At 74.2% G+C, this 25,880-nt stretch carries 24 protein-coding genes; 7 read left to right on the top strand and 17 right to left on the bottom strand.

All coding sequences use genetic code 11. The annotated features are described in order from the left end of the window. Positions 1-17: 17 nt before the first annotated feature. Positions 18-425: a type II toxin-antitoxin system VapC family toxin gene (locus ACFC0B_RS35820; protein ID WP_376095899.1), complete on the top strand. Its 408-nt coding sequence runs from the start codon at positions 18-20 to the stop codon at positions 423-425. 93 nt (positions 426-518) lie between these two features. Then, positions 519-1,067, top strand: coding sequence for a superoxide dismutase family protein (locus ACFC0B_RS35815; RefSeq protein WP_376095896.1), 549 nt, complete (start codon positions 519-521; stop codon positions 1,065-1,067). 9 nt (positions 1,068-1,076) lie between these two features. Here ACFC0B_RS35815 and argF read toward each other — a convergent pair whose 3' ends face one another. The 3 genes from argF to ACFC0B_RS35800 form a co-directional block, all read right to left on the bottom strand. Continuing rightward, positions 1,077-2,078 carry an ornithine carbamoyltransferase gene (gene argF / locus ACFC0B_RS35810; RefSeq protein ID WP_376095893.1) on the bottom strand — a complete coding sequence of 334 codons (1,002 nt, stop codon included), beginning with the start codon at positions 2,076-2,078 and terminating at the stop codon, positions 1,077-1,079. A gap of 112 nt (positions 2,079-2,190) precedes the next feature. Next, positions 2,191-4,827 (bottom strand): polynucleotide kinase-phosphatase, encoded by a 2,637-nt coding sequence (locus ACFC0B_RS35805; RefSeq protein WP_376095890.1) that lies wholly within the window; start codon positions 4,825-4,827, stop codon positions 2,191-2,193. Continuing rightward, positions 4,824-6,434 (bottom strand): 3' terminal RNA ribose 2'-O-methyltransferase Hen1, encoded by a 1,611-nt coding sequence (locus ACFC0B_RS35800; protein WP_376095887.1) that lies wholly within the window; start codon positions 6,432-6,434, stop codon positions 4,824-4,826. The genes ACFC0B_RS35805 and ACFC0B_RS35800 overlap by 4 nt, the downstream gene beginning before the upstream one ends. Positions 6,435-6,561: 127 nt before the next feature. Between ACFC0B_RS35800 and dapD the strand changes: the two genes are divergently transcribed. Continuing rightward, the gene (gene dapD / locus ACFC0B_RS35795) at positions 6,562-7,551 is read left to right on the top strand and encodes a 2,3,4,5-tetrahydropyridine-2,6-dicarboxylate N-succinyltransferase (protein ID WP_376095884.1); all 990 of its coding nucleotides are present in this window, start codon (positions 6,562-6,564) and stop codon (positions 7,549-7,551) included. Positions 7,552-7,771: 220 nt separating this feature from the next. On the opposite strand, the gene ACFC0B_RS35790 is transcribed toward dapD, so the two are convergent. The 6 genes from ACFC0B_RS35790 to ACFC0B_RS35765 form a co-directional block, all read right to left on the bottom strand. Then, the gene (locus tag ACFC0B_RS35790) at positions 7,772-8,341 is read right to left on the bottom strand and encodes a DUF6099 family protein (protein WP_376095881.1); all 570 of its coding nucleotides are present in this window, start codon (positions 8,339-8,341) and stop codon (positions 7,772-7,774) included. 145 nt (positions 8,342-8,486) lie between these two features. Beyond that, entirely contained in the window at positions 8,487-8,867 is a 381-nt protein-coding gene (locus ACFC0B_RS35785) for a nucleotide pyrophosphohydrolase (protein ID WP_376095878.1), read from the bottom strand. Next, the gene (locus ACFC0B_RS35780) at positions 8,864-10,240 is read right to left on the bottom strand and encodes an AAA family ATPase (protein ID WP_376095875.1); all 1,377 of its coding nucleotides are present in this window, start codon (positions 10,238-10,240) and stop codon (positions 8,864-8,866) included. The genes ACFC0B_RS35785 and ACFC0B_RS35780 overlap by 4 nt, the downstream gene beginning before the upstream one ends. A gap of 115 nt (positions 10,241-10,355) precedes the next feature. Next, positions 10,356-11,186 carry a putative RNA methyltransferase gene (locus ACFC0B_RS35775; protein ID WP_376095872.1) on the bottom strand — a complete coding sequence of 277 codons (831 nt, stop codon included), beginning with the start codon at positions 11,184-11,186 and terminating at the stop codon, positions 10,356-10,358. Between the two features lie 52 nt (positions 11,187-11,238). After that, positions 11,239-12,144 carry a RimK family alpha-L-glutamate ligase gene (locus ACFC0B_RS35770; RefSeq protein ID WP_376095869.1) on the bottom strand — a complete coding sequence of 302 codons (906 nt, stop codon included), beginning with the start codon at positions 12,142-12,144 and terminating at the stop codon, positions 11,239-11,241. Further along, the gene (locus tag ACFC0B_RS35765) at positions 12,141-13,106 is read right to left on the bottom strand and encodes a RimK family alpha-L-glutamate ligase (protein WP_376095867.1); all 966 of its coding nucleotides are present in this window, start codon (positions 13,104-13,106) and stop codon (positions 12,141-12,143) included. Before ACFC0B_RS35765 ends, ACFC0B_RS35770 begins: the two co-directional genes overlap by 4 nt. 246 nt (positions 13,107-13,352) lie before the next feature. On the opposite strand from ACFC0B_RS35765, the gene ACFC0B_RS35760 reads away from it, so the two are divergent. Next, a complete protein-coding gene (locus ACFC0B_RS35760) occupies positions 13,353-14,237 on the top strand; it encodes a GNAT family N-acetyltransferase (protein ID WP_376095864.1) in 885 nt (294 codons plus the stop codon). Between the two features lie 27 nt (positions 14,238-14,264). Here the strand turns inward: ACFC0B_RS35760 and ACFC0B_RS35755 are convergent, their stop codons facing one another. Next, on the bottom strand, positions 14,265-14,687 hold the full coding sequence (locus ACFC0B_RS35755; RefSeq protein WP_376095861.1) for a fic family toxin-antitoxin system, toxin component: 423 nt from the start codon (positions 14,685-14,687) through the stop codon (positions 14,265-14,267). Further along, positions 14,684-14,929, bottom strand: coding sequence for a toxin-antitoxin system HicB family antitoxin (locus tag ACFC0B_RS35750; RefSeq protein ID WP_344332776.1), 246 nt, complete (start codon positions 14,927-14,929; stop codon positions 14,684-14,686). Before ACFC0B_RS35750 ends, ACFC0B_RS35755 begins: the two co-directional genes overlap by 4 nt. 177 nt (positions 14,930-15,106) lie before the next feature. On the opposite strand from ACFC0B_RS35750, the gene ACFC0B_RS35745 reads away from it, so the two are divergent. After that, the gene (locus tag ACFC0B_RS35745) at positions 15,107-15,304 is read left to right on the top strand and encodes a hypothetical protein (protein WP_350555543.1); all 198 of its coding nucleotides are present in this window, start codon (positions 15,107-15,109) and stop codon (positions 15,302-15,304) included. 105 nt (positions 15,305-15,409) lie between these two features. Here the strand turns inward: ACFC0B_RS35745 and ACFC0B_RS35740 are convergent, their stop codons facing one another. After that, on the bottom strand, positions 15,410-16,708 hold the full coding sequence (locus tag ACFC0B_RS35740) for a class I SAM-dependent RNA methyltransferase (protein WP_376096043.1): 1,299 nt from the start codon (positions 16,706-16,708) through the stop codon (positions 15,410-15,412). Positions 16,709-17,130: 422 nt separating this feature from the next. Continuing rightward, positions 17,131-19,194, bottom strand: a complete 2,064-nt coding sequence (locus tag ACFC0B_RS35735; RefSeq protein ID WP_376096040.1) for an APC family permease — start codon at positions 19,192-19,194, stop codon at positions 17,131-17,133. A gap of 247 nt (positions 19,195-19,441) precedes the next feature. Here ACFC0B_RS35735 and ACFC0B_RS35730 point away from each other — a divergent pair, with 247 nt between their 5' ends. Together ACFC0B_RS35730 and ACFC0B_RS35725 are read left to right on the top strand one after the other, a co-directional pair. Further along, entirely contained in the window at positions 19,442-20,110 is a 669-nt protein-coding gene (locus ACFC0B_RS35730) for a potassium channel family protein (RefSeq protein ID WP_376095857.1), read from the top strand. Then, a complete protein-coding gene (locus tag ACFC0B_RS35725; RefSeq protein ID WP_350555537.1) occupies positions 20,110-20,781 on the top strand; it encodes a TrkA family potassium uptake protein in 672 nt (223 codons plus the stop codon). Before ACFC0B_RS35730 ends, ACFC0B_RS35725 begins: the two co-directional genes overlap by 1 nt. A gap of 104 nt (positions 20,782-20,885) precedes the next feature. On the opposite strand, the gene ACFC0B_RS35720 is transcribed toward ACFC0B_RS35725, so the two are convergent. The 4 genes from ACFC0B_RS35720 to ACFC0B_RS35705 form a co-directional block, all read right to left on the bottom strand. After that, on the bottom strand, positions 20,886-21,650 hold the full coding sequence (locus ACFC0B_RS35720; protein WP_376095854.1) for a DUF3159 domain-containing protein: 765 nt from the start codon (positions 21,648-21,650) through the stop codon (positions 20,886-20,888). Continuing rightward, positions 21,647-22,054, bottom strand: a complete 408-nt coding sequence (locus ACFC0B_RS35715; RefSeq protein ID WP_350555533.1) for an OB-fold nucleic acid binding domain-containing protein — start codon at positions 22,052-22,054, stop codon at positions 21,647-21,649. Before ACFC0B_RS35715 ends, ACFC0B_RS35720 begins: the two co-directional genes overlap by 4 nt. A 110-nt stretch (positions 22,055-22,164) precedes the next feature. Next, positions 22,165-22,845, bottom strand: coding sequence for a response regulator (locus tag ACFC0B_RS35710; RefSeq protein ID WP_350555531.1), 681 nt, complete (start codon positions 22,843-22,845; stop codon positions 22,165-22,167). 74 nt (positions 22,846-22,919) lie between these two features. Further along, positions 22,920-25,571, bottom strand: coding sequence for an ATP-binding protein (locus ACFC0B_RS35705; protein ID WP_376095849.1), 2,652 nt, complete (start codon positions 25,569-25,571; stop codon positions 22,920-22,922). Between the last annotated feature and the right edge of the window lie 309 nt (positions 25,572-25,880).

The raw sequence follows: 25,880 nt of genomic DNA, 5'->3' as shown, positions 1-25,880 counted from the left end.
ATGACAGGGGGCCGACGGTGATCGTGGTGGACGCGTCCGCGCTGGTGCTGGCGCTGGCGGACGAGGGCGAGCGCGGTAACGCGGCCCGCGCCGAGCTGGCCGCGGGCGGCGAGTGGGTGGCGCCCGAGCACGTCGTCATCGAGGTGATGCAGTCGCTGCGCGGCCTCTACCTGGCGCGCGAACTCACCGCCGAACGGGTCGGCGAGCTCGCCGCCGAACTGCCCGGGCTGGCGATCCGGAAGGTCCCGGTCGAGCCGCTGCTCGGGCGGATCTGGGAGCTGAAGGACAACCTCACCCCGGACGACGCCGCGTACGTGGCGGTGGCGGAGCGGTTCGGGGCGCCGCTGGTCACGGCCGACCTGCGGCTGATGCGGGCCAGCGGGCCGCGCTGCGAGATCCGGGGGATCCGGCGGGCCGACGGGTAGCGCGGGCGGGTGCGGGGGCGTGTCCGGGGGGCGGTGCGCGCCGTTGAACGGGGCGTCCGGCCTCCCCGGCCCCCCACGCGAAGAGGTTCGCCGATGCCCGCTCCGCTCGCCGCCGCGCTGCTCCCGTTCGCCCTGCTGGCGCCCGCCGCCCTCCCGGTCGCGGTCACCGAGGCCGACTTCGACCCGGCCACCGCGTTCGTCCCGCCGGCCGCGGTCAGCCATGCGCCCGACCTGGTCCCGTACGGCTCGCACGTCCGGGTGGTGGTGGACCGCTCGCTGCCCGGGCGGACCGTCCTGACGGTGACCGTGGCCGGGGTGGCCGCCGACCACGCGTTCCCGGTGCACCTGCACACCCGGGCGTGCGGGGCCGATCCGGCCGCGTCCGGACCGCACTACCAGGACGTGGTGGACCCGGTCAGCCCGTCCACCGACCCCGCGTACGCCAACGGGCGCAACGAGCTGCGGCTCACCCTGCGCACCGACGCGCGGGGCGGGGGCAGCGCCGCCGCCGCGGTGGCCTGGCGGCCCCGGCCGGGCGGGGCCCGCTCGCTGGTGCTGCACGCGGGCGAGCCGGCCGGGGCGCACGGCGCGGCCGACCGGGTCGCCTGCGTGAACCTGGAGGGCGCGGACGGGGCGGAGTAACGGTCGCCGTCAGCCGCCGAGGGTGGCGACCAGGACCGCCTTGATCGTGTGCAGGCGGTTCTCGGCCTGGTCGAAGACGACGGAGTGCGCCGACTCGAACAGCTCGTCGGTGCACTCCAGCTCGGCCATGCCGGTCTCCTCGAACAGCTGCCGGCCGACCACCGTGCCCAGGTCGTGGAAGGCCGGCAGGCAGTGCAGGAACTTCACCTGCGGGTTGCCGGTGGCACGCACGGTCTCCATCGACACCTGGTACGGCTTGAGCAGCGCGATCCGCTCGGCCCAGACCTCCTTGGGCTCGCCCATCGAGACCCAGACGTCGGTGTAGAGGAAGTCGGCCCCGGCCACGCCGGCGGCGACGTCCTCGGTGAGGGTGATCCGGGCGCCGCTCGTCCCGGCGAGCGCCTGCGCGGCCTTGCGCACCTCCTCGTCCGGCCACAGGGCGCGCGGGGCGACGATCCGGATGTCCAGGCCGAGCAGCGCGCCGGTGACCAGCAGCGAGTTGCCCATGTTGGAGCGGGCGTCGCCGAGGTAGGCGAGCGCCACCTCGGTGAGCGGCTTGGTGGTGTGCTCGGTGACGGTGAGCACGTCGGCGAGCATCTGGGTGGGGTGCCACTCGTCGGTGAGGCCGTTCCAGACCGGCACCCCCGCGTACGCGGCCAGCTCCTCGACCACCGTCTGGCCGTGGCCGCGGTACTCGATGCCGTCGAACATCCGGCCGAGCACCCGGGCGGTGTCCTTGATCGACTCCTTGTGGCCGATCTGCGAGCCGGCCGGGTCCAGGTAGGTGGTGGTGGCGCCCTGGTCGTGGGCGGCGACCTCGAAGGCGCAGCGCGTCCGGGTGGAGGTCTTCTCGAAGATCAGCGCGATGTTCTTGCCGCGCAGCCGGGGCTGCTCGGTGCCCGCGTACTTCGCCGCCTTGAGCGAGGCGGCGAGGTCCACCAGGAAGCGGAACTCCTGGGCCGTGAAGTCGAGCTCCTTGAGGAAGTGCCTGTTCCGGAGGTTGTAGGCCATGCCGGGCTCCTGGGTGTGACGATGACGGTGACGGGCGGGCGGAAAGCGGCAAGTCTATACGATGCTCAGAATTTCTATGCATCGAGACCGCCGTCCCCGCCCGCCCGTCCCCTCAGAGTCGTGGATCCACCGGCTCGGACTCAAGGGCGAGGACGGCGAAGACCGGCTCGTGCACCCGCCAGAGCGGTTCGCCCGCCGCCAGGCGGTCCAGCGCCTCCAGGCCGAGCGCGTACTCGCGCAGCGCCAGCGAGCGCTTGTGCCCGAGGAAGCGCTGCCGCAGCCGGTCCAGGTGCTCGGTGTAGTCCGGGCCGTAGATGATCCGCAGGTACTCGCGCCCGCGCACCTTCACCCCGGGCTGGACCAGCCCGCCCGGTCGGCCCTGCCCCGCCCGGCCGCGCACCAGCGAGGCCAGCGGCTTGACCACCATGCCCTCGCCGCCCGCCGCGGTCAGCTCCTCCCACCAGGCGACGCCCGCGGCGAGTGAGGCCTCGTCGGCGGTGTCCACCACCAGGCGGCCGGTCCGGTGCAGCAGCGGGGCGGCCGCGTAGGCCCCGTCCGCCTCGACCAGCCGGTCGATCCAGGCGAGGTGCTCGTCGTGCGGGCGCACCGCGAGGTTCGCCCCCTCGGCGGCCAGCACCTGGAACGGCGCCAGCCGGATCCCGGCCAGGCCCTCGGTCGGCCAGCAGTACCGCCGGTACGCCTCGGTGAACGCCTGCGCGTCGGCGGCGCGCTGCCGCTGGCGCCCGGTCAGCGCGGCCACGTCCAGCCCGCGCCCGCCCGCCAGCTCCAGCGCGGCCAGCACCTGCGGCAACGCCGCGCCCGCCGCGGCGCCGACCGCCGCGTACTGCCGGCGCAGCAGCTCGACGGCCTTCAGCGACCACGGCATCAGCTCGGCGTCCAGCAGCAGCCAGTCGGTGCGCAGCTCCTCGAACAGCCCGGACCGCTCGGCGGCCGCCCGCAGCCGGTCCAGCACCGCGGCGGTGAGCGCGTCGTCCCCGAGGAACGCCCGGCCGGTGCGGGTCCAGATCGCGCCCGGGCCGGCCGGTCCGAACCGCTTCTCCAGCGCCGCCCCGTCCCGGGCCACCAGGACCACCGCGCGGGAGCCCATGTGCTTCTCCTCGCAGACCACCCGCTCGACGCCGTCCGCCCGGTAGGCGGCGAAGGCCTCGTCGGGGTGCTCCAGGTAGCCGGCCCGGCCCGAGGTCGCGCTCGGCGCCATGGTCGGCGGCAGGTAGGCGAGCAGCCGGGGGTCGATCGCGAACCGGCTCATCACCTCCAGCGCCGCCGCCGCGTTCTCCTCCCGGACCGCGACCCGTCCGTGCAGCGAGGTCTCCACCACCCGGCGGCCCGCCACGTCGGCGAGGTCCAGCGGTCGGCCCTCGCGGGCACCCGGCGCGTCCGTGCGCATCGGCCGCACCGGCGCGTACCACTCCTGCTCGGCCTCGACGCCGACCAGCTCCCGCTCCGGGTAGCGCAGCGCGGTCAGGCTGCCGCCGAAGACGCAGCCGGTGTCCAGGCAGATGGTGTTGTTGAGGAAGCTCGCCACCGGAACCGGCGTGTGGCCGTAGACCACCAGCGCCCGGCCCCGGTACTCCTCCGCCCACGGGTAGCGCACCGGCAGGCCGTACTCGTCGGTCTCACCGGTGGTGTCCCCGTACAGGGCGTGCGAGCGCACCCGGCCGGAGGCCCGGCCGTGGTACTTCTCCGGCAGGCCGGCGTGGCAGACCACGAGGGCGCCGCCGTCCAGCAGGTAGTGGCTGACCAGGCCGCGGATGAACGCCCGGACCTCGGCCCGGAACTCCTCGGACTCCCCCGCCAGCTGGTCCAGCGACTCCTGGAGGCCGTGCGAGACGGTGACCTTCCGGCCGTCCATCGCCCGGCCGAGCTTGTTCTCGTGGTTGCCCGGCACGCAGATCGCGTGCCCGGCCGCCACCATGCCCATCACCAGGCGCAGCACGCCCGGCGTGTCCGGGCCGCGGTCGACCAGGTCGCCGACGAAGACGGCCGTGCGTCCCTCGGGGTGCACCGCGTCCACCGGGCGCCCGGCGTCGTCCCGCACCAGGGTCCAGCCGAGGCGGGTGAGCAGGGTCTCCAGCTCCGCGCGGCAGCCGTGGATGTCACCGACGATGTCGAACGGGCCGGTGAGGTGGCGCAGGTCGTTGAAGCGCTTCTCCGGCACGATCTCGGCGGCCTCGACCTCGGCCTCGCCGCGCAGGACGTGCACCTTGCGGAAGCCCTCGCGCTCCAGACCGCGCAGGGAGCGGCGCAGCTCGCGGTGCTGGCGCGGCACGACGTGCGCGGGCAGCTGGCGGTCGGGGCGGGAGCGGTTGCGCTCGGCGCAGACGCCCGGCGGGACGTCCAGCACGATGGCGATCGGCAGCACGTCGTGGTCGCGGGCGATCCTGATCAGCTGGCGGCGGGCCTCCGGCTGGACGTTGGTGGCGTCCACGACGGTCAGCCGGCCGGCGGCGAGGCGCTTGCCGACGATGTAGTGCAGCACGTCGAAGGCCTCGGCGGAGGCGGACTGGTCGTTCTCGTCGTCGGCCACCAGGCCGCGGCAGAAGTCCGAGGAGACGACCTGGGTGGGCCGGAAGTGCTTGCGGGCGAAGCTGGACTTGCCCGCGCCGCTGGTGCCGATCAGCACGACCAGGGAGACGTCCGTCACCGGCAGGCGGCGGGAAGCGGCCGGTGTCGTCGGTGCGGTCGGTGCGGCGTCGGCGGGCTGGGTCGCGTCGGTCTCGTCGGTCATCGGGTCTCGCCCCCTTCGGGCGTCGTGCTGTCGGTGCTGTCGGTGCTGTCCGCGGCCGCTGTGCTGCCCGGTTCGGCTGCGGCGGCCGGGTTCCCTCCGGGCTCCGCCCCGTCACCGAGGCGGAACAGGGCGAGCTGGGTCGGCGCGCCGACCTCGTCGTCCAGCGGGCCGACCGGGCGGATGTCGACCGTGTAGCCGTACGCGGCGGCGACCCGTTCGGCCCAGGCCCGGAACTCGGCGCGGTCCCACTCGAAGCGGTGGTCGGCGTGCCGGAGGTGGCCGGCCGGCAGGCTCTCCCACCGGACGTTGTACCCGGCGTTCGGCGTCGTGACGACCACCGCCGGCGGACGGGCCGCCCCGAACACGGCGTACTCCAGGGCGGGCAGCCGCGGCAGGTCCAGGTGCTCGATCACCTCGCAGAGCACGGCCGCGTCGAAGCCCTTCAGCCGCGCGTCCGTGTACGTCAGCGCGCCCTGGACCAGCCGCACCCGGTTCGCCTGACGCTCCGGCATCCGGTCCAGCCGCAGTCGGCGGGCAGCCGCGGACAGCGCCCGCACCGACACGTCCACGCCCAGCACCTCGGTGAAGCGCGGGTCCTTCAGCAGCGCGCCGATCAGCTCGCCCTGGCCGCAGCCGAGGTCGGCCACCCGGGCCGCGCCGACCTCGCGCAGCGCGGCCAGGATCGCCGCGCGGCGCTGCTCGGCCAGCGAGGGCGGCCGCTGCTCGCTCCGCTCCTGCGCCTGATCCTGCTCCTGCCCGGTCTCCTCCGTGGTGTCGTCGACCGCGTTGTCGACCTCCTCGGCCTCGCGGTCGTCGGCCTCCGCCAGCCGGGCCAGCTCCAGGCGCTCCATCGCCCGCCGGGTCAGCGACCAGCGCCGCGACAGGTAGCGGCGGGTGATCAGGGCCCGCTCCGGGTGCCCGGCCAGCCAGCCCTCGCCGGCGGCGAGCAGCTTGTCGACCTCGTCCGGGGCCACCCAGTAGTGCTTGGCGCCGTCCAGCGCCGGGAGCAGCACGTACAGCTGCTGGAGCGCGTCGGCCAGCCGGGCCCGCTCCGCCGACAGCTCCAGCCGGACGTAGCGCGACTCGCCCCACTCGGGGAAGGCCGCGTCCAGCGGGATCGCCGTCGCCTCCACCTGCCAGCCCAGCGGCTCGAAGAGCCGGACCACCATCGCCGCGGCGGCCCCCTCGGCGGTGTGGCCACCGCCGACCGGCACGGCCGGCAGCGAGATCCGCAGCGGGCGGGGCCGGTCGGCCAGCCCGGGGCGAGCCTCGCAGACGCCCTTCATCGCGGTCCGGAACACCGTCCGCAGCGCCACCGCGAGCAGCGAGGAGGCCGCGTAGGGGCGGTCGTTGACGTACTGGGCGAGCGCGAGGTCGGGCGAGCCGGCGCGTCCCTTGCCCCGGCCGCTGCGGACCAGCGCGATCGGGTCGACGTCGAGCAGCAGCGCGGCGGTGCAGGCCTCGTCGCCCGCCTCCGGGTAGAAGACGTGCGCCTCACCGTGCGCCGTGGAGAAGCGCTGGACCTTGCCGGGGTGCTTGTGCAGCAGAAAGCCCAGGTCAGTGGCCGGGCTCGCGGCGGTACCTGTGGTGGAGATCGACATGAACACCCGTCGGAGTATTGCCGAGAGCGGGCTTCCCCGGCACCGCATTTTGTCGCCGCCGAGGGCCGACGGGCCTGGTCCGGACGGTGGGCGTGTTCGGCAGCGGCGGCCCGGATTCGTTAACGTGCACGATGTGACTGCAGAATCCACCACCCCCGTGAGCGGCGCCGTTGCCGCAGGTCTGGCCACCATCGCCGCGGACGGCACCGTCCTCGACACCTGGTACCCGGCTCCCGCGCTGACCGCCGAGGCCGGCCCGGCCGGGACCGTCCTCCTGACCGCCGAGCAGGCCGAGGCCGAGCTGGGCGCGGGCGCCGCCGAGGCGCTGCGCGCCGACGCCCGCCGCGGCGTCGAGGTGGTCGCCGTGCGCACCACCATCGCCTCGCTGGACGAGAAGCCGCTCGACACGCACGACGTCTACCTGCGTCTGCACCTGCTCAGCCACCGCCTGGTCCGGCCGCACGGCCAGAACCTGGACGGCATCTTCGGCCTGCTGGCCAACGTCGCGTGGACCAGCATCGGCCCGGTCCCGGTGGACAAGGTCGAGCAGGCCCGGCTGGCCGTGCGCGCCCAGGGCGGGCAGCTCGCCGTCTACGGGATCGACAAGTTCCCGCGGATGACCGACTACGTCGCCCCGTCCGGCGTGCGCATCGCCCACGCGGACCGCGTCCGCCTCGGCGCGCACCTGGCCGCGGGCACCACCGTGATGCACGAGGGCTTCGTCAACTTCAACGCCGGCACCCTCGGCACCTCGATGGTCGAGGGCCGGATCAGCGCGGGCGTCGTGGTCGGCGACCACAGCGACATCGGCGGCGGCGCCTCGATCATGGGCACCCTGTCGGGCGGCGGCAAGCAGGTCGTCTCCGTCGGCGAGCGCTGCCTGCTGGGCGCCAACGCGGGCATCGGCATCTCCCTCGGCAACGACTGCGTCGTCGAGGCCGGCCTCTACGTCACCGCCGGCACCCGGGTCACCACCCCGGACGGCGCCGTGGCCAAGGCCGTCGAGCTGTCCGGCCAGGACAACCTCCTCTTCCGCCGCAACTCCCAGACCGGCGCCGTCGAGGTCATCGCCCGCTCCGGCTCCTGGGGCGGCCTCAACGCCGACCTCCACGCCCACAACTGACCCACCCGCGCACCCGTGATGCCGGGCTTCGAGGCCTCCTCGAAGCCCGGCATCACCCGTTTCAGTCACCCGTATCCGCCCCTCGGGCCAGCCTCGGAGCGAAAAGTCGACGGGCCCGACTTCCTGCTCCGCACCACCCGGCCGCGGAGGTTCCCTCGCCCGCGCTCGACGGGACGGCGGCGCCGGCCGCCCCGAGGGCGATGACGGACCTCACCGGCCCTCAACCCACCGGTGCCCTGACCACCACCTCCTCCGCCCGCTCGCCGGGCGGGTCGAGTTCGAGCAGCAGTAAACGCTCCGCGTGCTCCGCCTCCTCGGGTCGCTCACCCCCGATCCGCCGGACCGCGTCGCACAGTTGGCCCACCAGCTGGGTGCACTCGGCCCCGGCGTCGACGCCGTCGATGCACGCCCAGTAGAGGCTCTCGGTGTCCGCCCCGCAGGCCAGCACGACCAGCGTCTCCCCGATGTCCCGCAGGAGTCCGCCGAGTTCGTCCAGCATCGGCCCGAGCTCGCCGAGGTCGCCGAGCCTTCGCGCCCGGCTCGCCGGCCCGAAGGCCGACGCCCCCGCCACGTCCCCGGCCGCGTGGTCCAGGCAGCCCACCGCGTGCAACGCGGCCTCACCCAACAGGCTTCCGAGGCCGGCGAGTTCGCCGTCCTCATCCCGCGCGAGCCGGGTGCCCACCGCCTCGGCGAGCAGCGCCGCCTGCCGGGCCTCGGCCAGCACGTCCGGGATGTTCCTGGTCTCCGCCAGGGCGTGCCGGGCGGTCTTGATCAGTCGCAGCGCCTCCATGCCCCGCGCTCCTTCCGTCACCCGCGCGGCGCCCTGCCGCGCGGTCACGGTGAGAGGGTGCGCCGGGACGGAAGCGCCTGCACGCAAGCGACGGAAAGCTGTGGACAACCCGGGGGCTGTGGACAACTTCCGTCCCCCACAGGGCTTAGGAGGCACTCTCCGGGTTGACGTCGCCGAGGGCACCGGGGACCGGGAAGCGCAGTTCGTTCCGCTCGATCTTGGCCGCCAGGGCCGTCAGCGGGTCGACCCCGACCGCCGTGCAGAACTGGAGCAGGTAGGCGAGCACATCGGCCACCTCGTCCCGCACCCGGTGGGCGCGGTCCGGGTCGGCCATCACCGCCGCCGCCTGCTCGGGCGTGAGCCACTGGAAGATCTCCAGCAGCTCGCCGGCCTCGACGGTCAGCGCCGCGGCGAGGTTCTTGGGCGTGTGGAAGGGCTCCCAACGCCGCGCCGCGGCGAACTCCGTCAGCCGCTGCCGCAGCCCTTCCAGCGTCGGCCCGGACACATCGCTCTCTTCTTCGTTCACCCGTCCAGGTTTACCGCATCCCCCGTCACCGGACGGACCGGCGCCGAAGCCGGCGAACCGTCCCGCACCACCTGGACCGGCACCCGCGCCGTCTCGGCCCGCAGCACCGTCAGCCCCGAGCCGGGGTCGCGCCGGCACTCCACCACCGCCGCCGGCCCGCCCACCGCGCCCGCCCCGCCCAGCGCGTCCCGCGCCGCGGCCGGCTCCTGGAGGGTGGCGAGCACCCGCAGCTGGTTGCGCCCGGCCATGTCCCGGGCGAGCCGCAGCAGCGACGCGCTCTGGTCCGTGCCGAGCCCGGCCCCGAGGTCGTCGGCGAGCACGGTCAGCTGCCGCTGCGCCCACGGCACCTCGACGGCCACGTCGAGGTCCAGCACTCCGGCGCCGGTGAGCAGCACCGCGGCGAACGCCAGGTGGCGCAGCATGCCGTCGGAGGCCTGGTCGGCGCCGGTGCGTCCGAGGAGTCCCTCGTCGAACACCGCGAGCACCCTCCGGTCGGCGCCGCTGCCGCGGTGGGCGAGGTCGAGTCCGAGCAGCGGGTGCGGGGCGGCGGACTGGACGACGCGCAGCAGTTGCCCGTAGCGGCGGGGGCATTCGTTGCTGAGCCGGGCGATGACGGCGGAGATGTTGGCGGCGGTGCTGAGCAGCCGGGCCTGTGGGTGGGGCCGGGCCCAGCCGCGCATGAGCGCGGGCACGGGGTGGACGGGGAAGACCTCGCGCAGCGCGGTGAGCAGCTGTTCGGCGGCGGCGAGGACCTTGCGCTCGCCGGGGGAGGAGCCGGCGACCCGCAGCGGGATCTGGGCGGTGATCAGCGTGCCGCTGGGGAAGGGGGCGCGGATGTCGCCCTGCCGGGTGTCGTTGTGCCAGCTGACGTTGACCCGGCGGTTGCGCAGGTCCTGCTCGCCGGTCTCGACGAGGGTCCGGCCGTCGAGGGTGAGCTGTTCCCGGGCGATGCGGACCGGTCCGTCGGTGCGGACGACGACTTCGAGGCCGATCGGCCCGTCCGGGGAGCGGACGGTGCAGCCGAGGATGAAGGCGTTGCGGCCGTGCGGCACGCAGCCGTCGAGGCCGCCGCGGACGGGGCCGGCGAGCGGGCCGGTGGTCCCGGGCCGTCCGTCGAGGGAGGCGCCGATCTCCTCGCCGAGGGCGAGCCGGGAGAGGACGGCGAGGGCGTCGAGGGCGTTGGACTTGCCGACGCCCGCGGGGCCGTGCAGCACGGTGAGGGGCGCGAGCGGCAGGCTCGCGCGCCGGTAGGACTTGAAGGAGGTGAGCCGGATCTCCTCGACGATCGGGCGCCGGACGGTCGGCTCGCCGGGGTCCGGGCTGCGCTGCTGCGGGTGGGCCGGCACGGCGGGCCGGGTGGCGTCGCGGTTCACGCGTCGGACGTTAGCTTCCGCTCGGGAGGCAGAAACGTGCCTGCCCGGCAGATTCATCCCATCGGGGTGGCGGGCGGCGCGGGCCCGGCTCCGCGCGCCGCCGTCGGCCCGCGGCTCAGCGCCGGTAGGCGGCGACGGTGACGGAGGCGGTCACCTCGACCGGGTCCGGCAGCGCGGCGAGCCGCTCCGCCAGCCGGGCCGGGTCGGTGTGCCAGGCGCTCGGCCCCATGCCGACCACGGTCCGCACGTCCTCGGCGGACAGCCGCAGCGTGAACTCGACCTCGTGCTGCCCGGCCGGCGTCAGGTGCGGGCCGAGCTTCTCGTCGATGCGCCGCTGCTTCTCCTCGTCCACCGACAGCAGTCCCAGGGCGGTGACGAGTTCGCGCAGGTGGCGCGAGGTGGGCGCGACGAGCAGCAGGGTGCCGCCGGGCCGCAGCACGCGGCGCAGCTCGGGGCCGTTGCGCGGGGCGAACACGTTGAGGACGAGCCCGGCGGAGGCGTCCAGCAGCGGCAGCGGGCGCCACGCGTCGCAGACCACGGCGCCGATCCGGGGGTGGGCCCTGGCGGCGCGGCGCAGTGCGTACTTGGAGATGTCGAGGGCGGCGCCGGGCCGGCCGGGCAGCGCGTCGAGGACGTGGGCGAGGTAGTGGCCGGTGCCGGCGCCGAGGTCGGCGACGAGTCCTTCGGGTTCGGCGGCCGCCGCGGCCTCGGCGAGGGCGTCGGCGATCGGCCGGTAGTGGCCGGCGGCGAGGAAGTCGCCGCGGGCGGCGACCATGTCGGCGGTGTCGCCGGTGCCGGTGTGGGCGTCGCCGGCGAGCAGGCTGACGTAGCCCTGCTTGGCGACGTCGTGGCTGTGTCCGGCGGGGCAGCGCAGGGTGCGCCCGTCGAGGGTGAGCGGCTGCGCGCAGTGCGGGCAGGCCAGGTAGGGCTCGATGTCCTGCAGCAAGGGTCCGTCTTCTCTCGCGGCCCGGTCGTGTGCTCGGGCCGGGGGTGCCAGCCTAACGAGCGGCGGCGCCCGGTCCCGCATCCGCCGGGGCGGCCGTCCGCGGGCCGGGCAGGGACGGCGGCCTCCGGGGGCCCGCGTCCGCGGCCCGCAGGGCGAGCGCGGCCAGCGCCTCGGGCGCGCCGGCCTGCCCCCGGACGCCGGGGAAGGCGTTGACGTCGACGACGACCGGCTCGTCCGGCCCGTCCAGCAGGTCGACGCCGTAGACGTCGAGGCCGAACACCTCGCCGACGCGCAGGGCGAGCCGGGCCCGGTCGGCGGGCAGGTCGTCCGGTCCGAACCCGTCCTCCGGACCTGGTCCGTGCGCGCCGTGCGGCGGCCCGGCGTGGCCGGGGTCGGCGAGTTCGGAGCGCCGGCGGGTGCAGAACAGCTGCCCGTCGACGACCCAGAGCTTCTGGTCCCAGCCGGTGCTCGGCAGGTAGGGCTGGGCGACGACGGGCTCGCCGGGCCACTGCTCGGCGAGGGTGCGCAGCCGGGCGAGGTCGTCGACCCGGGCGACGAGGTCGTGGCGCCGGCTCCGCCGGCTCTTGACGACCAGCGGGAGGGGGAGGTCGCCCGCCTCGGCGGCCGCGAGCAGCGCGGCGGGGCCGTCGGCGGTGCGGGTGGGCGCGAAGGGCAGGCCGGCCCGCCGGGCGAGCGCGGCCATGGCGGTGCGGTCCTGGCAGAGTTCGGTGGCGGCGGCCGGGTTGACGACGGGGGCGCCGCGTTCCTCCAGCGACCGGGCGAGCGCGAGGGCCGCCGGGGTGCGGGCCTTGAGCAGGTAGACGTCGGCGGGCGGGCCCGCCGGCCCGGGGGCGGCCGGGTCGAGCGCCTCGACGCGGTGGCCGCGCGCGGTGAGCAGCGCGCCGGCCGCGGCGAGCAGCGGGTGGTCGGGGGCGGAGGTGATCAGCCCGATCCTCACAGCGCGCCGCCGACGCCCACGCCGCCGATCCCCACCGCGGCCCCGCCCTGGGCGGGCATCCGGACCGCCGGCGCGCCGAGCCCGACGGCCCCCAGCCCGGAGGCGTCCAGTCCCGAGGTGTCCAGCGCGACCGCCGGCGCCGTGACCGCGGTGCCGGTGCGGGCCAGCCGCAGGACCGCCCGGGCGACCCGGGCGACCGCGTCCGGTACCTGCCGGAAGCTCGGGAAGTCGTTGATGTCGACGACCACCGGCCCGTCCGGCCCGAGCAGCACGTCCACGCCGTACAGGTCGAGCCCGAACACCTCGCCGACCTGCGCGGCGATCCGCGCGACCTCGGCCGGCAGCGGCACCTGCCGCTCCCGCACCCCCTGGTCGGGGTTGAGCGGCGAGCACCGCTCGGTGGCGTACAGCTCGCCGTCGACGCAGTACACCTTGAGGTCGGTCCCGGAGTTGGGCACGTACGGCTGGGCGATGAGCAGGCCCTCGCCGGCGAGCAGGGGGCCGAGTTCGGCGAGGTGCCCGGGGTCGCGGACCAGCCGCACGGCCCGCCCGGAGCTGCCGTCGGCGGGCTTGACGACCAGCGGGTACTCGGCGGCGGGGATCTCGGCGAGCCGTTCCCAGCGGGCGGCCGCGTAGGTGACGGGGACGGGCAGCCCGCGGGTGCGGGCGATGACCGAGGCGAGTGCCTTGTCGCGGACGCCGCGGATCGAGCGGACGTCGTTGACGGTGGTGAGGCCGACGGCGGCGGCGGCCTCCAGCAGGGTGAGGCCGGGCCCGCCGGAGACGGTCTTGAGCACCCAGGCGTCGTGGCTGCCGGCGCGGACCGCCTCGGAGATCGCCATCAGCGAGTCGCCGGGGCGCAGCACGTCCACCCGGTGCCCCCACGCGGTGAGTTGGCGTACGACGTCGAGCGGCATGCCGTCGTGCCGGTAGTGCTCCTCCACCAGAAAGCAGAGCCTCATGAGCCAGTCATCCCCCTCGCTTCGCCCAGCGCGGACGTCCGCCGTTCCCGTCCGGCAGAGCTGTAAAGGCCCCAGGATGCCATGGGGTCCGTACACAAGATCGCCCGGCCTGTAAGCGTTCGGCAACAATCGCGCGGAAATGCCCGAGCCGGCCGGCTTCCCCGCAGGTCGGCGCCCGCAGCAGCCTCGGCCGGGGCCCGGCAAACCCCTGGCCGGAAGGGGGCCGGGCCTGCTTGGATGCACGGCGTGACCTCTGACGATCTTGCCGCCGCCGCGCCCCCTGCCGCCGGACCCGACCGGGCCCTCCTCGACGAGATCGAGCGCTACTACGACGCGGTCCCGCGCGCCGCCGCGCGCGTCGAGGACTTCGGCCCGCTCAGCCTGTTCGTCCGCGAGGGCGCCGGCTGGCCGTACTACGCCCGGCCGGCGCTGGGCCACCGGGGCCCGGCCGCCACGGCCGCGGACGTCCGCCGGGTGCTGGCCCGCCAGCGCGAGCTGGGGCTGCCGGAGGCCTTCGAGTGGGTGGCCGAGCACGACCCGCTGCTGCGCGCGGCGGTGGAGGAGGCGGGGCTGGCGGTGCACGAGCACCCGCTCCTGGTGCTGGGCCCGCAGGACGGCCCGGCCGGGCCGGACGAGGTGTCCGGCGCGCCGGATGGGGTGACGGTGCGGGTGCTGCCCGCCGACGACCCGGCGATCGCCCGCGCGGTGGCCGTCCCGCACCTGGCGTTCGGCGAGCCGGGCACCGGCGTGGGCAGCGCCGGTGCGGTGGAACTCGCCGCCAAGGCGCGGGAGTTGTCCTCCGACGGCACCGCGGCTCGGCTCTCCGGGCGGATCGCCTCCGGGCACACGGTGCTCGCGGCGGCCTTCGAGGACGGCACGCCGCTCTGCGCGGGCCAGCACAACCCGGTCGGCCCGGTCACCGAGGTGGCCGGCGTGGGCACGCTGCCCTCGGCGCGCCGGCGCGGACTGGGGCAGGCGGTCACCGCGGCGCTGGTCGCGCACGCCCGGGCCAACGGTGTGCGGACGGTGTTCCTGTCGGCGGCCGACGAGGACGTGGCCCGGATCTACCGCCGGGCGGGCTTCCGCCCCTTCGCGACCGCGCTGATCGCCGAACCGGCCGGGCCCCGCTGAGCCCGCCCGCCCCCTCCTTCCCCGGCCTCACTCCGAGTCGTCGTCGTCCTCGCCGCTGACCTCCTCGTCCTCGGCCTCGTCCACCACCCAGGCGGCCAGCCGGTCCGCCACCCCGGAGACGCTCAGCCGCCCCTCGCGGACGGCCCGGGCGAGACTGCGCACCTCGCGGGCCGTGGTCGCCACCGTGCAGCCGCTGGCCACCAGGTAGGCGTAGGCGACGGCGGTGGCGAACAGCTCGTTGGTCTTCTCCAGCGCCGGCACCCGGATCAGCTGGTGCATGAGGGCGGCGGCGCGGTCCTGCGGCTCGGGGTAGACGGCGATGTCGAAGATCTCGGCCTGGTGCCGGGCGACGCCGGCGAGCAGCGATCCGTAGTCGGTGACCTGCGGGTCACCGGGCGTGTACTGCTCCGCGGTCATGAGCAGCCACGAGAGGTCGACCTCCAGTTTCAACGGCGCACGTCCTGGAGGTCGGCCCCGCCCCGCTGCTCGCCGAACTCGGCCAGGAACGCCGTCTCGTACTCCTTCATGAACTGCGCGGCCGCGTCGACGAACACCCGCCCGGCCTCGCCCATGTCCTGCTGGACCAGGCGCTCGATGTACTGGTTCATGCTGATCCCCTGCTGCTCCGCCCGCTCCCGGGCCATCTCCGCGGTGGTGGCGTCCACCCGGACGTTCAGCTGCTTCTTACCCATGAACCTCAAGCTAGCGCTGAAGTGCTAGCACAACAAGGGCGCGCGCGGCCCCGCGCGCACCCCCCGCCGCGCCCGGCACCCGCCGGGAGGGAGACTTGAAGAGTTCTTCACCTTCGGAGACTCTGAAGTGCCCCGAGCATTCCCTGGAGCGGCACCGACCGGTGTGGAGGCCGGCACATGACAGCCATGTTCGACCAGGAGCTGCGCGAGCAGCTCGCCCAGGCCCGCAAGGAACTCGCGGCCGCCCGGGCCGAAGGGGACGCCGACGGCGTCCAGGCGTACGAGGGCCGGATCGCCTCGCTGATCAGGCTCGCCGCCCAGCACGGCATCGCCCTGCCGCACGACGCCCAGGAAGAGGAGCACCACCTGCCCTGAGCCGCCCGCGCCACCGGCCCCCGACGGACACGAGGACCACGACCGACACGGCACGGAGGCGGTACCCGGGAGCCCCGGGTACCGCCTCCGTCGTCGTCCGCGGGGTCACTCGCCCCCGGTCGGCTCCAGGATCGCCACGCACTCGAAGTGGTGCGTCATCGGGAACAGGTCGAAGGCCCGCAGCGAGACCGGCCGGTAGCCGCCCTCGCGGAAGAACCCGAGGTCGCGGGCGAGGGCCGCCGGGTCACAGGCCACGTAGGCGATCCGGCGGGCGCCGAGCCCGGCCAGCTGGGCGACGGTCTCGCGGCCGGCCCCCGCGCGCGGCGGATCGAGCACGATGAGGTCGGTCGCGGTGATCCCGGTGCGCGGCAGCAGCGTCTCCACCCGGTCGCACTCGATCCGGACGTTCTCCAGCGCGGCCAGGTTGTGCCGGGCGTCGGCCACCGCCTGCTTGCCCGACTCGATGCCGAGCACCGCGCCGTCCTCGCCGACCCGGTCGGCCAGCGCGCCCGCGAACAGGCCCACCCCGCAGTACAGGTCGAGCGCGTTCTCGCCCCACTGCGGGTCCAGGCCGTCGAGGACGGCGTCGACCAGGGTGTCCGGCGCCTCCGGGTGGATCTGCCAGAAGCCGCCGTTGCTGACCCGCCAGGTCCGCCCGGCGGCGCGCTCGCGCACGAAGCTGCGGCCGTGCACCTTGTGGGTGTTGCCCTGGTCGTCGATACGGGTGATGGAGACCGGACGGTCCAGCTCGACCAGCGGCAGCTGGGCGCCCGGCGCCGGGGTGAGGACCACCAGGCGGTCCATCGAGCCGCTGGCGGCGATCGCCTCGACCGAGACGACGCCCGGCCAGTCACGGGACTCCACGCCCAGCTCGGTGACGCCCTCGGCGGCGATCAGGCAGCGGTCGACCGGCTGGACCTCGTGCGAGCGGTGCTTGCGCAGCCCGACCTTGCCGCTCGCCGGGTCGACGGCGTACTGGACGCGGGAGCGCCAGGCCGGCACCTGCCCGGCCGGCAGCTTGCCGCCGACCGGCTCGACGCTGCCGTCCCAGCCGGCCTCGGCCGGGGTCAGACCGGCCAGCTTCGCCAGCTGCTCGGTCAGCACCTGCACCTTGAGCTTGCGCTGGCCGCCCGGGGTGACGTGCTGCCAGTCGCAGCCGCCGCACTTGCCGGGCCCGGCGAACGGGCACGGCGGCGCGATCCGGTCCTTGGCGGGCTCCAGGACCTCCACCGCGTCGGCCCGCAGGAAGCGCGAGGTGGTGGTGCCCTCGGTGACCTGCGCGATCACCTTCTCGCCCGGCAGCGTGTGCCGGACGAACAGCACCCGGCCCTCGTGCCGGGCCACGCAGTGACCGCCGCCGTGCGCGACGGGGCCGACCTCGACCTCGTAGCGCTCGCCGACCAGCGGGTCGCCGGTGGGGGCCTTCGGGGCCTTCGGGGCCTTGGGCGCGGACTCGGCCCGGGGCGCGCGGGCTGCGTCGCGCAGCGCCCGCGGCGGGCGCACGGCCTGCTTGCGCGGGCGCGCGCCGCCCTTGGACTGCTTGTCCCGGCCCTCGCGCGCCTCCCCGCGCTCAGTGCGCTCAGCGCGCTCGGTACGGCCCGAACGCTCGCCGCGCTCCGGGCGCGACGGCTCCTCCACGCGCTCCGGAGCGCGCTCCTCGGGCGCGAGCGGCGCCGTCCGCGCGGTGAACCCGTCGCGGTCGGTCGCCTCCGGACGCGACGGCTTGCCCCAGCGTGGCCGGGCGACCTGCCCGGGTCGGCCGGAGGCGCCGCCCTTGCGGGCACCCTTGCCCGAGGAGCCATGGGAACGAGACGGGGTGTTGCGGGTCACTGGGAGGAATCCTTCGTGCTGCGGTCGGCCGGGCCGGCGGACTTCGCCGAGACTTCCGACTTTACGGCCTTGGGCGCCCGCGGCTCACCACGCCGGACGGAACCCGGCGCCGACCAGGCCTTCTGCGGCTTGCGGCGCTCCGAGGACTCCAGCTGCCACGGCACCGAGGTCACCATCACGCCCGGCTTGAACAGCAGCCGGCCCTTGAGCCGCAGCGCGCTCTGGTTGTGCAGCAGGTGCTCGTACCAGTGGCCGACCACGTACTCGGGGATGTAGACCGACACCACGTCGCGCGGACTGCTGCGGCGCAGGTTCTTCACGTAGTCCAGCACCGGCCCGGTGATCTCCCGGTACGGCGAGTCCAGCACCTTGAGCGGCACCTCGATCCCGCGCTCGTCCCACTCCGCGCGCAGCGCTGCGGTGTCCGCCGGGTCGACGTTCACGGTCACCGCCTCCAGGGTGTGCGCCCGCGCGAGCCGCGCGTACGCCAGCGCCCGCAGCGCCGGCTTGTGCAGCTTGGAGACCAGCACGATCGCGTGCACCCGGGTGGGCAGCACCACGTCGTCCGGCTCCTCCGCGGCGACCAGCTCCTCGGAGACCCGGTCGTAGTGCCGGCGGATCGCCTTCATCACCACGAACAGCACGACCATCGTCGCGATGGCGATCCAGGCGTGGCTGATCTTGGTGGCGAGCACCACGATCAGCACCGCCATGGTCATCACCAGGCCGAAGGTGTTGATCGCCCGGCTGCGCTGCATGTGGCGGCGCTTGGCCGGGTCGGTCTCGGTGCGCAGGTTCCTGGTCCAGTGCCGGATCATGCCGGACTGGCTCATGTTGAACGACACGAAGACGCCGACGATGTACAGCTGGATCAGCCGCGTCGGGTCCGCGTCGAAGGCGATGATGAACAGGATCGCGGCCAGCGCCAGCAGGATGATGCCGTTGGAGAAGGCCAGCCGGTCGCCGCGGGTGTGCAGCTGGCGCGGCAGGTAGCGGTCCTGGGCCAGGATCGAGCCCAGCACCGGGAAGCCGTTGAACGCGGTGTTGGCGGCCAGCACCAGGATCAGCCCGGTGACCGCGGCCACGAAGTAGAAGCCCGGCGTGAAGTTCGAGAACACCGCCTCGCTGATCTGCGCCAGCGCGGTCTTCTGGTGGTAGTCGCCGGGCGCGCCGACCAGCTGGTGCGACTCCTCGGCCATCTGCACGCCGGTCAGCCGGGCCAGCCAGATGATGCCCATGAACATCACGACCGCGATGCTCGCCATCATCAGCAGGGTGGTCGCCGCGTTCTTGCTCTTCGGCTTGCGGAACGCCGGCACGCCGTTGGAGATCGCCTCCACGCCGGTCAGCGCCGCACAGCCCGAGGAGAACGCCTTGAGCAGCAGGAACACCATGGCGAAGCCGGCCAGCGACTCGTTGCCGGGAGTCGCCTCCAGGTGGAAGCCGGAGCTCTCCGAGGGCATGTCCTGCCCCAGGCCGAAGTGCCGGAACACGCCGTACCCCACCATGCCGAGCACACCGAGCATGAAGGCGTAGGTCGGAACGGCGAAGGCCGTGCCGGACTCCCGGACGCCGCGCAGATTCATCCCCATCAGCAGGATGACCACGACCACCGACAGCGTCAGCTCGTGGCCGCGCAGCGCCGGCACCGCCGAGACCACGTTCGCCACGCCCGAGGTGGTGGAGACCGCCACGGTGAGGATGTAGTCGACCATCAGCGCACTCGCGACCACCAGGCCCGAGTTCGGGCCGTGGTTCACGGTGGCGACCTCGTAGTCGCCGCCGCCGCTCGGGTACGCGTGCACGTTCTGCCGGTACGAGGCCACCACCGCGAGCATGACGATGGCGACCACGACGCCGATCTGCCACGAGAAGTGGATGGCGGAGGCGCCCGCCAGGGAGAGGGTCAGCAGGATCTCCTCGGGCGCGTACGCGACCGAGGAGAGCGCGTCCGAGGCGAAGACGGGCAGCGCGATGCGCTTGGGGAGCAGCGTCTCCCCCAGCTTGTCGCTGCGCAACGCACGCCCGATGAGGATGCGCTTCGGTAGGTCAGTCGGCATAGGCACGTTAAGGAATCGTAGGGGCACTACGTCGCCGGGACCGACGCACGCCCCCCGATGATGCCCCCTTCGTCGCGACTGTGTTCGGTGGACCGGCTAGCGTGTCGGATACGAGCAGGCGGGCAACACTGTGGTTGTCGTGCCGAGCCCCACGAGGACGCCCACCCCGGACAGCGGGGCGGGGAAACGGAGATCGAACGGTGTTTGCGCAGGTCATGGCCCCAATAGGACGGGTGAGGTAGCGCCGGTGCACATCGTCATCATGGGCTGCGGCCGGGTGGGCTCCGCGCTCGCCCGCGCGCTGGAGAAACAGGGCCACTCGGTGGCCGTGGTCGACCAGGACCCGACGGCCTTCCGCCGGCTCGGCGCCGGGTTCAACGGGCGCCGGGTGACCGGGGTCGGCTTCGACCAGGACACCCTGAAGGAGGCGGGCATCGAGGAGGCGGGCGCCTTCGCCGCCGTCTCCAGCGGTGACAACTCCAACATCATCGCCGCCCGGGTGGCCCGGGAGAACTTCGGCGTGGAGAACGTCGCGGCCCGGATCTACGACCCCCGCCGCGCCGAGGTCTACCAGCGCCTGGGCATCCCCACCGTCGCCACCGTCCGCTGGACGGCCGACCAGATGCTGCGCCGCCTGCTGCCGAGCGGCGCCGAGCCGCTCTGGCAGGACCCGAGCGGCGGCGTCCAGCTCGCCGAGGTCGCCTACGCCCCGGAGTGGGTGGGCCACCGGGTGAGCGAGCTGGAGGAGGCCTCCGGCGCCCGGGTGGCGTTCGTCACCCGGCTCGGCGAGGGCCTGCTGCCCTCGCCCCAGATGGTGGTGCAGGAGGGCGACCTGGTGCACGTCATGCTGCGCCGGGCCGACCTGACGGCGGTCGAGGCCGCGTTCGCGCAGGGCCCGCAGAAGGAAGGTCACTGATGCGAGTCGCCATTGCCGGGGCCGGCGCCGTCGGCCGCTCGATCGCGGGCGAGCTGCTGGAGAACGGCCACGAGGTCCTGCTGATCGACAAGAACCCGAACTCCATCTCGGTGGAGCGGGTGCCCATGGCGGAGTGGCTGCTGGCCGACGCCTGCGAGATCACCTCGCTGGACGAGGCCGCGCTGCAGCGCTGCCACGTGGTGATCGCCGCGACCGGTGACGACAAGGTCAACCTGGTCGTCTCGCTGCTCGCGAAGACCGAGTACGGCGTGCCGCGGGTGGTCGCCCGGGTGAACAACCCGAAGAACGAGTGGCTCTTCAACGAGTCCTGGGGCGTGGACGTGGCCGTCTCCACCCCGCGCCTGATGTCCGCCCTGGTCGAGGAGGCGGTCAGCGTCGGCGACCTGGTCCGGCTGATGCGCTTCAGCCAGGGCAACGCCAACCTGGTCGAGCTGACCCTCGCCGAGGACACCGAGCTGGTCGGCACCCGGGTCGGCGACGTGCCGTGGCCGCCGGACACCGCGCTGGTGACGATCCTGCGCGAGGGCCGGGTCCTGGTGCCCCGCAAGGACGACACCCTGGAGGGCGGCGACGAGCTGCTCTTCGTGGCCGCCCAGGAGCGCGAGGAGGAGCTGGAGAACCTGCTCTCCAGCTCGGCCGGCGCCCAGTAGCACCAGTAGTCCCGGTGGTCCCGGAAACGGGGCAGCCCGGAAACGGAAACGCCGAGGGCCCGCACTCGCTCGGAGTGCGGGCCCTCGGCCGTGCGCCGGTCCGGCTACGCGCCGGCGGACGGCCCGCCGGCGGGGTGCTCCTCCGCCGCCGGCTCGTCGTCCAGCTGCGCCTTGATCGGCGGCGGCGCCTTCAGCAGGATCTGCCAGGTCACGTACATCGCCAGCAGCAGCGGCGGGATGCCCAGGGCGACCTTGAGCCAGCCCAGCAGGTTGACGTTGTGGGTGAAGTACAGCGGGAAGAGGATCAGCGGCTTGATGCCCATGATCAGCACCCACGCCCAGGTGGCCTTGGTGTAGGCGGCCAGCCGGCCCGGGTTCTGCTTGCGCCAGGTGAACATCTCGCCGGTCACCGGGCCGAGCATGATGCCGATCAGCGGCCAGCGCACCAGCGCCGAGACCGCCAGGCCCACGCAGTAGCCGACGTTCCAGAGCAGGCCCGGCAGGTAGAAGTTCTCCGCCTTGCCGGTCTTCATCGAGATCCAGGCGCCGATGGCGACGCCGAACACCCCGCTGAAGGCGTGCTGGACGGTCTCCCGCTTCAGCAGCCGCGCCACCACGAACAGCGCGCTCAGGCCCAGCGCCGCCCAGGCGGCCGCCGGCACCTTGTGGGTGATGTTGTAGGTGACGATGAAGACCAGACCGGGCAGGGTCATGTCGATCATGCCCCGGACGCCGCCGAAGGCCTTCATCACGGTGTCGGCCGCCTCGCGGGAGGCCTGCGCCTGCCGGGCCGCCTCCTCGTCATGGGCGATCTTCACCAGGCCGAGCTGGGCGGCGGGCTCGCCGCCGGGCTGGTTGCTCACGCTCATTCGCTCCCGTGTCCGACCGGACGCAGCTCGTAGCGGGGGTTGAACAGCACCCGGCGGCCGCGCGCGTGGCTGATCCGGCCGCTGGCGACCAGACGGCGGCCCGGCTCGATGCCCGCGATGGAGCGGCGCCCGAGCCAGACCACGTCCAGCGCCTCGGTGCCGTCGAAGAGTTCCGCCTCCAGGGCGGGCACACCGGCCCGCGGGCGGAGCGTCACCGTGCGCAGGGTGCCCGCCACGGTGACCAGTTGCCGGTCCCCGCAGCTGGCGATCGGGGTGCAGCCCGACTCCGCGGCGCTCTCCTGACGCAGCTCCTCGGCCTCCAGCTCCTCCGTGGAGGAGGTCAGCCGGCTGAGCATGCGGCGGAAGCGCCCCTGCGGCGGCCCGCTGCTGTTGTCACCACTCATGCCGGAAGGGTACCGGTTCCGGGGGGTCCGGCGGCAGGCCGCGCAAGCCGCCCGGGCTCCCGGCGGGCATCCCGCGAGGGACGCCGGGGCCCCGGATCCGGCCCGCCCGCTCACCCCTCGAAGCGGTAGCCCATGCCCGGCTCGGTGATGAAGTGCCGCGGGTGCGAGGGGTCGCGTTCGAGCTTGCGCCGCAGCTGGGCGAGGTAGACCCGCAGGTAGTTCGTCTCGGTCCGGTAGGCCGGGCCCCAGACCTCCTGCAGCAGCTGCGTCTGGCTGACCAGCCGGCCCGCGTTGCGGACCAGGACCTCCAGCAGATGCCACTCGGTCGGGGTAAGGCGGATGTCGGTGCCGTCCCGGTTCACCTTCTTCGCCGCCAGGTCGACGGTGAAGCTGTCGGTGACCACCACCGAGCCGTCCTCCCCGGCGACCGGCTCGGCCCGGCGGACGGCGGCGCGCATCCGGGCCAGCAGCTCGTCCATGCCGAAAGGCTTGGTGACGTAGTCGTCGGCGCCGGCGTCCAGCGCCTCGACCTTCTCGTCGGAGGCGTGCCGGGCGGAGAGCACGATGATCGGCACCCGGGTCCAGCCGCGCAGGCCCTTGATCACCTCGACCCCGTCCATGTCGGGCAGGCCGAGGTCGAGGACGACGACGTCGGGATGCCGGGCGGCGGCGAGCTCCAGGGCGCTCGCGCCGTCATGCGCCGCGTCGACCTCGTACTTGCGGGCCTTGAGGTTGATCACCAGCGCGCGGACGATCTGCGGTTCGTCGTCCACGACGAGGACCCGGGTCATTGCGGGCTCCGCCTTTCGGGGCTGTCGGTCTGATCGGAAGTGGTCGTTCAACGGTCATCACGGGACAGTGGTGATCATCCTGGCGGCGGGGCGAACCGCGTCCCGGCGGACTCCGACACGCCGCGGTCGGGGGTGCCGCGCCCGGGGGCATCGCGGTCCGGGGCATCACGGTCGGGGGTGTCCGGCTCCGGAGCGCGCTCGACCACGGGCAGGGTGACCACCATGGTCAGCCCGCCGCCCGGCGTGTCCTCGGCGGACACCGTGCCGTCCATCGCCTCGACGAAGCCGCGCGCCACCGCGAGTCCGAGCCCCACCCCGGCACCGCGCGGCGCGTCCCCGTAGCGCTGGAACGGCGCGAAGATCCGCTCCTTGGCGTCCTCCGGCACCCCCGGGCCCCGGTCCACGATCCGCAGCTCCACCCGGCCCGGCCCGTCCGCCGGCTGCAGCGCGTCGGCCTTGACCAGCACCTTCGTCCCGTCCGGGCTGTACTTGACGGCGTTCTCGATCAGATTGGCCAGCGACCGCTCCAGCAGCCCGCCGTCGGCCCGCACCATCGGCAGGGTCTCCGGCACGTCCAGCCGGACCGCCTCCGGCGGCACCCCGCCCAACGCGAACGGCACCACCTCGTCCAGGTCGGTCTCCTGGATCAGCGGCGTGACCGTTCCGGTCTGCAGCCGGCTCATGTCGAGCAGATTGTTGATCAGATGGTCGAGCCGGTCGGCACCGGCCTCGATCCCCGCCAGCAGCTCCGCCTCGTCCTCCTCGTCCCACTCCACGTCCGCCGAACGGAGCGAGCTCACCGAGGCCTTGATCCCCGCGAGGGGCGTGCGCAGATCGTGCGAGACGGCCGCGAGCAGCGCGGTCCGGATCCGGTTCCCCTCGGCCTCCCGCCGGGCGGCCGCCGCCTCCCCCGCCAGCCGTCGGCGCTCCAGCACCACGGCGGCCTGCGCGGCGAAGGCCCCGAGCAGCCGGCGGTCCTCCCCCGGCAGCACCCGGCCGCACAGCACCAGCGCCAGCGTCTCCCCGATCGGCACGTCCACGTCGGCCGTCTCCGGCCGCTCCGGCGGACGCGGCCCCGCCGTCGCCACCGCCTGCCACGCGCCGGACCGGTCCGGCCGCTCCAGCAGCGCGACCGACTCCTGCTGGAAGGTCTCCCGGACCTGCTCCAGCAACGCGGTCAGCACACCGTCCCCGTTCGGAGACCCGCGCAGGACCGTGCCGGCCAGCGCGCTCAGCGTCTGCGCCTCGGTCTGGCTGCGGGCCGCCTGGTGGGTGCGCCGGGCCGCCAGGTCGACGACCGAGGCCACGGCCATGCCGACCGCGGTGAATATCGCCACCGCCATGATGTTCTGCGGCTCGGAGATGGTGAACGTGTGGATCGGCGGCGCGAAGTAGTAGTTGAGCGCCGAGGACCCGACCAGCGCCGAGGCGATCGCCGGGAACAGCCCGCCCACCAGCGCCGCGCACACCGTCAGCGACAGGAACAGCATCATGTCCGTGGTCAGGCCCAGGCCGTGCACATTGGTGAGCACCAGCGCCAGCAGCGGCGGTCCCGCCACCCCGATCAGCCAGCCCGCGATCGTCCGCGTCCGGCCCAGATCGGTCACCTTGCGGATCGGAATCCGCCCACGCCCCTTCGCGGCGTGCTCGTGCGTGACGATGTGCACGTCGATGTCGCCCGATTCACGCGTCACCGTGCCGCTCACACCCGGCCCGTAGACGTACTGCCAGGCCGGCCGCCGGCTGGTGCCGAGCACGATCTGCGTCGCGTTCACGCCCCGCGCGAAGTCCAGCAGCCCGGCGGCCGGGTCGTCCCCCAGCACCGCGTGGTACGAACCGCCCAGACTCTCCACCAGCGCCCGCTGCTCGATCAGCGTCTGCGAGGACCCCGAGCCCGAGCCGGCCAGCCCGTCCGACCGGGAGATGTGCACGGCCAGCAGCTCGCCGCCCGACCCGCGGGCCGCGATCCGGGCCGCCCGGCGGATCAGCGTCGCGCCCTCCGGCCCGCCCGTCAGACCCACCACGATCCGCTCGCGCGCCTGCCAGGTCCCCTTGATGCCCTGCTCGGCCCGGTACTTCTGCAGGTACTCGTCGACCCGGTCGGCCGTCCACAGCAGCGCCAGCTCACGCAGCGCCGTCAGGTTCCCCGGCCGGAAGTAGTGGGCGAGCGCCGCGTCGATCTTCTCCGGCGCATACACGTTGCCGTGCGCCAGCCGGCGCCGCAGCGCCTGGGGCGACATGTCGACGAGCTCGATCTGGTCGGCCCGGCGGACCACCTCGTCCGGCACCGTCTCCCGCTGCCGCACGCCCGTGATGCCCTCGACCACGTCACCGAGCGACTCCAGGTGCTGGATGTTCACGGTCGAGATGACGTCGATCCCGGCCGCGAGCAGCTCCTCGACGTCCTGCCACCGCTTCTCGTTCCGGCACCCCGGCACATTGGTGTGCGCCAGCTCGTCCACCAGCGCCACCTGCGGCCGGCGCGCCAGCACGGCGTCCAGGTCCAGCTCCGTGAACACGGCCCCGCGGTGCGTCAGCTCCCGCCGCGGCACCAGTTCGAGACCGGTGATCTGCTCGGCCGTGTGCCGCCGCCCGTGGTCCTCGACGAACGCCACCACGACGTCCGTCCCCCGCTCCGACCGCCGGTGCGCCTCCGCGAGCATGGCGTACGTCTTACCGACCCCGGGCGCCGCCCCGAGGTAGATCCGCAGCCTGCCGCGTCCCATGTGCACCATTCTTGATCCGGCCGAGCCTGGCGGCCATCCCGGACACCAGTTCCCTTCGCCTTCGAGACTACGGCGCAGGCGCGCGTTTGCCAGCGATCTGGGCGCTGACCTGGGAGTTTTAGCGCCATTTTGATGGGCTTGACGAGCTTGCCGGGCACTGAGGGGCCACGCCGCCCGCCGGCCTGTCCGAAAACGCAAAGAACCCCCGCCGGACAACCCGGCGGGGGTTCTTCACAATGATTGTTCGGCGGCGTCCTACTCTCCCACAGGGTCCCCCCTGCAGTACCATCGGCGCTGTGAGGCTTAGCT

It is taken from the genome of Kitasatospora sp. NPDC056184 (genome assembly GCF_042268405.1).
Taxonomy (GTDB): domain Bacteria; phylum Actinomycetota; class Actinomycetes; order Streptomycetales; family Streptomycetaceae; genus Kitasatospora.
The sequence above is the reverse complement of the archived record's forward strand: the minus strand, read 5'-3'. Positions and strand labels throughout refer to the sequence as shown.

Bases quoted from the DNA above. Each gene is read 5' to 3' on its own strand.
- ACFC0B_RS35815 (WP_376095896.1), top strand. From the start codon at position 519: ATGCCCGCTCCGCTCGCCGCCGCGCTGCTCCCGTTCGCCCTGCTGGCG.
- argF (WP_376095893.1), bottom strand. From the start codon at position 2,078: ATGGCCTACAACCTCCGGAACAGGCACTTCCTCAAGGAGCTCGACTTC.
- ACFC0B_RS35805 (WP_376095890.1), bottom strand. From the start codon at position 4,827: ATGACCGACGAGACCGACGCGACCCAGCCCGCCGACGCCGCACCGACC.
- ACFC0B_RS35790 (WP_376095881.1), bottom strand. From the start codon at position 8,341: ATGGAGGCGCTGCGACTGATCAAGACCGCCCGGCACGCCCTGGCGGAG.
- ACFC0B_RS35765 (WP_376095867.1), bottom strand. From the start codon at position 13,106: ATGAGGCTCTGCTTTCTGGTGGAGGAGCACTACCGGCACGACGGCATG.
- ACFC0B_RS35750 (WP_344332776.1), bottom strand. From the start codon at position 14,929: ATGGGTAAGAAGCAGCTGAACGTCCGGGTGGACGCCACCACCGCGGAG.
- ACFC0B_RS35745 (WP_350555543.1), top strand. From the start codon at position 15,107: ATGACAGCCATGTTCGACCAGGAGCTGCGCGAGCAGCTCGCCCAGGCC.
- ACFC0B_RS35735 (WP_376096040.1), bottom strand. From the start codon at position 19,194: ATGCCGACTGACCTACCGAAGCGCATCCTCATCGGGCGTGCGTTGCGC.
- ACFC0B_RS35725 (WP_350555537.1), top strand. From the start codon at position 20,110: ATGCGAGTCGCCATTGCCGGGGCCGGCGCCGTCGGCCGCTCGATCGCG.
- ACFC0B_RS35720 (WP_376095854.1), bottom strand. From the start codon at position 21,650: ATGAGCGTGAGCAACCAGCCCGGCGGCGAGCCCGCCGCCCAGCTCGGC.
- ACFC0B_RS35715 (WP_350555533.1), bottom strand. From the start codon at position 22,054: ATGAGTGGTGACAACAGCAGCGGGCCGCCGCAGGGGCGCTTCCGCCGC.
- ACFC0B_RS35710 (WP_350555531.1), bottom strand. From the start codon at position 22,845: ATGACCCGGGTCCTCGTCGTGGACGACGAACCGCAGATCGTCCGCGCG.
- ACFC0B_RS35705 (WP_376095849.1), bottom strand. From the start codon at position 25,571: ATGGGACGCGGCAGGCTGCGGATCTACCTCGGGGCGGCGCCCGGGGTC.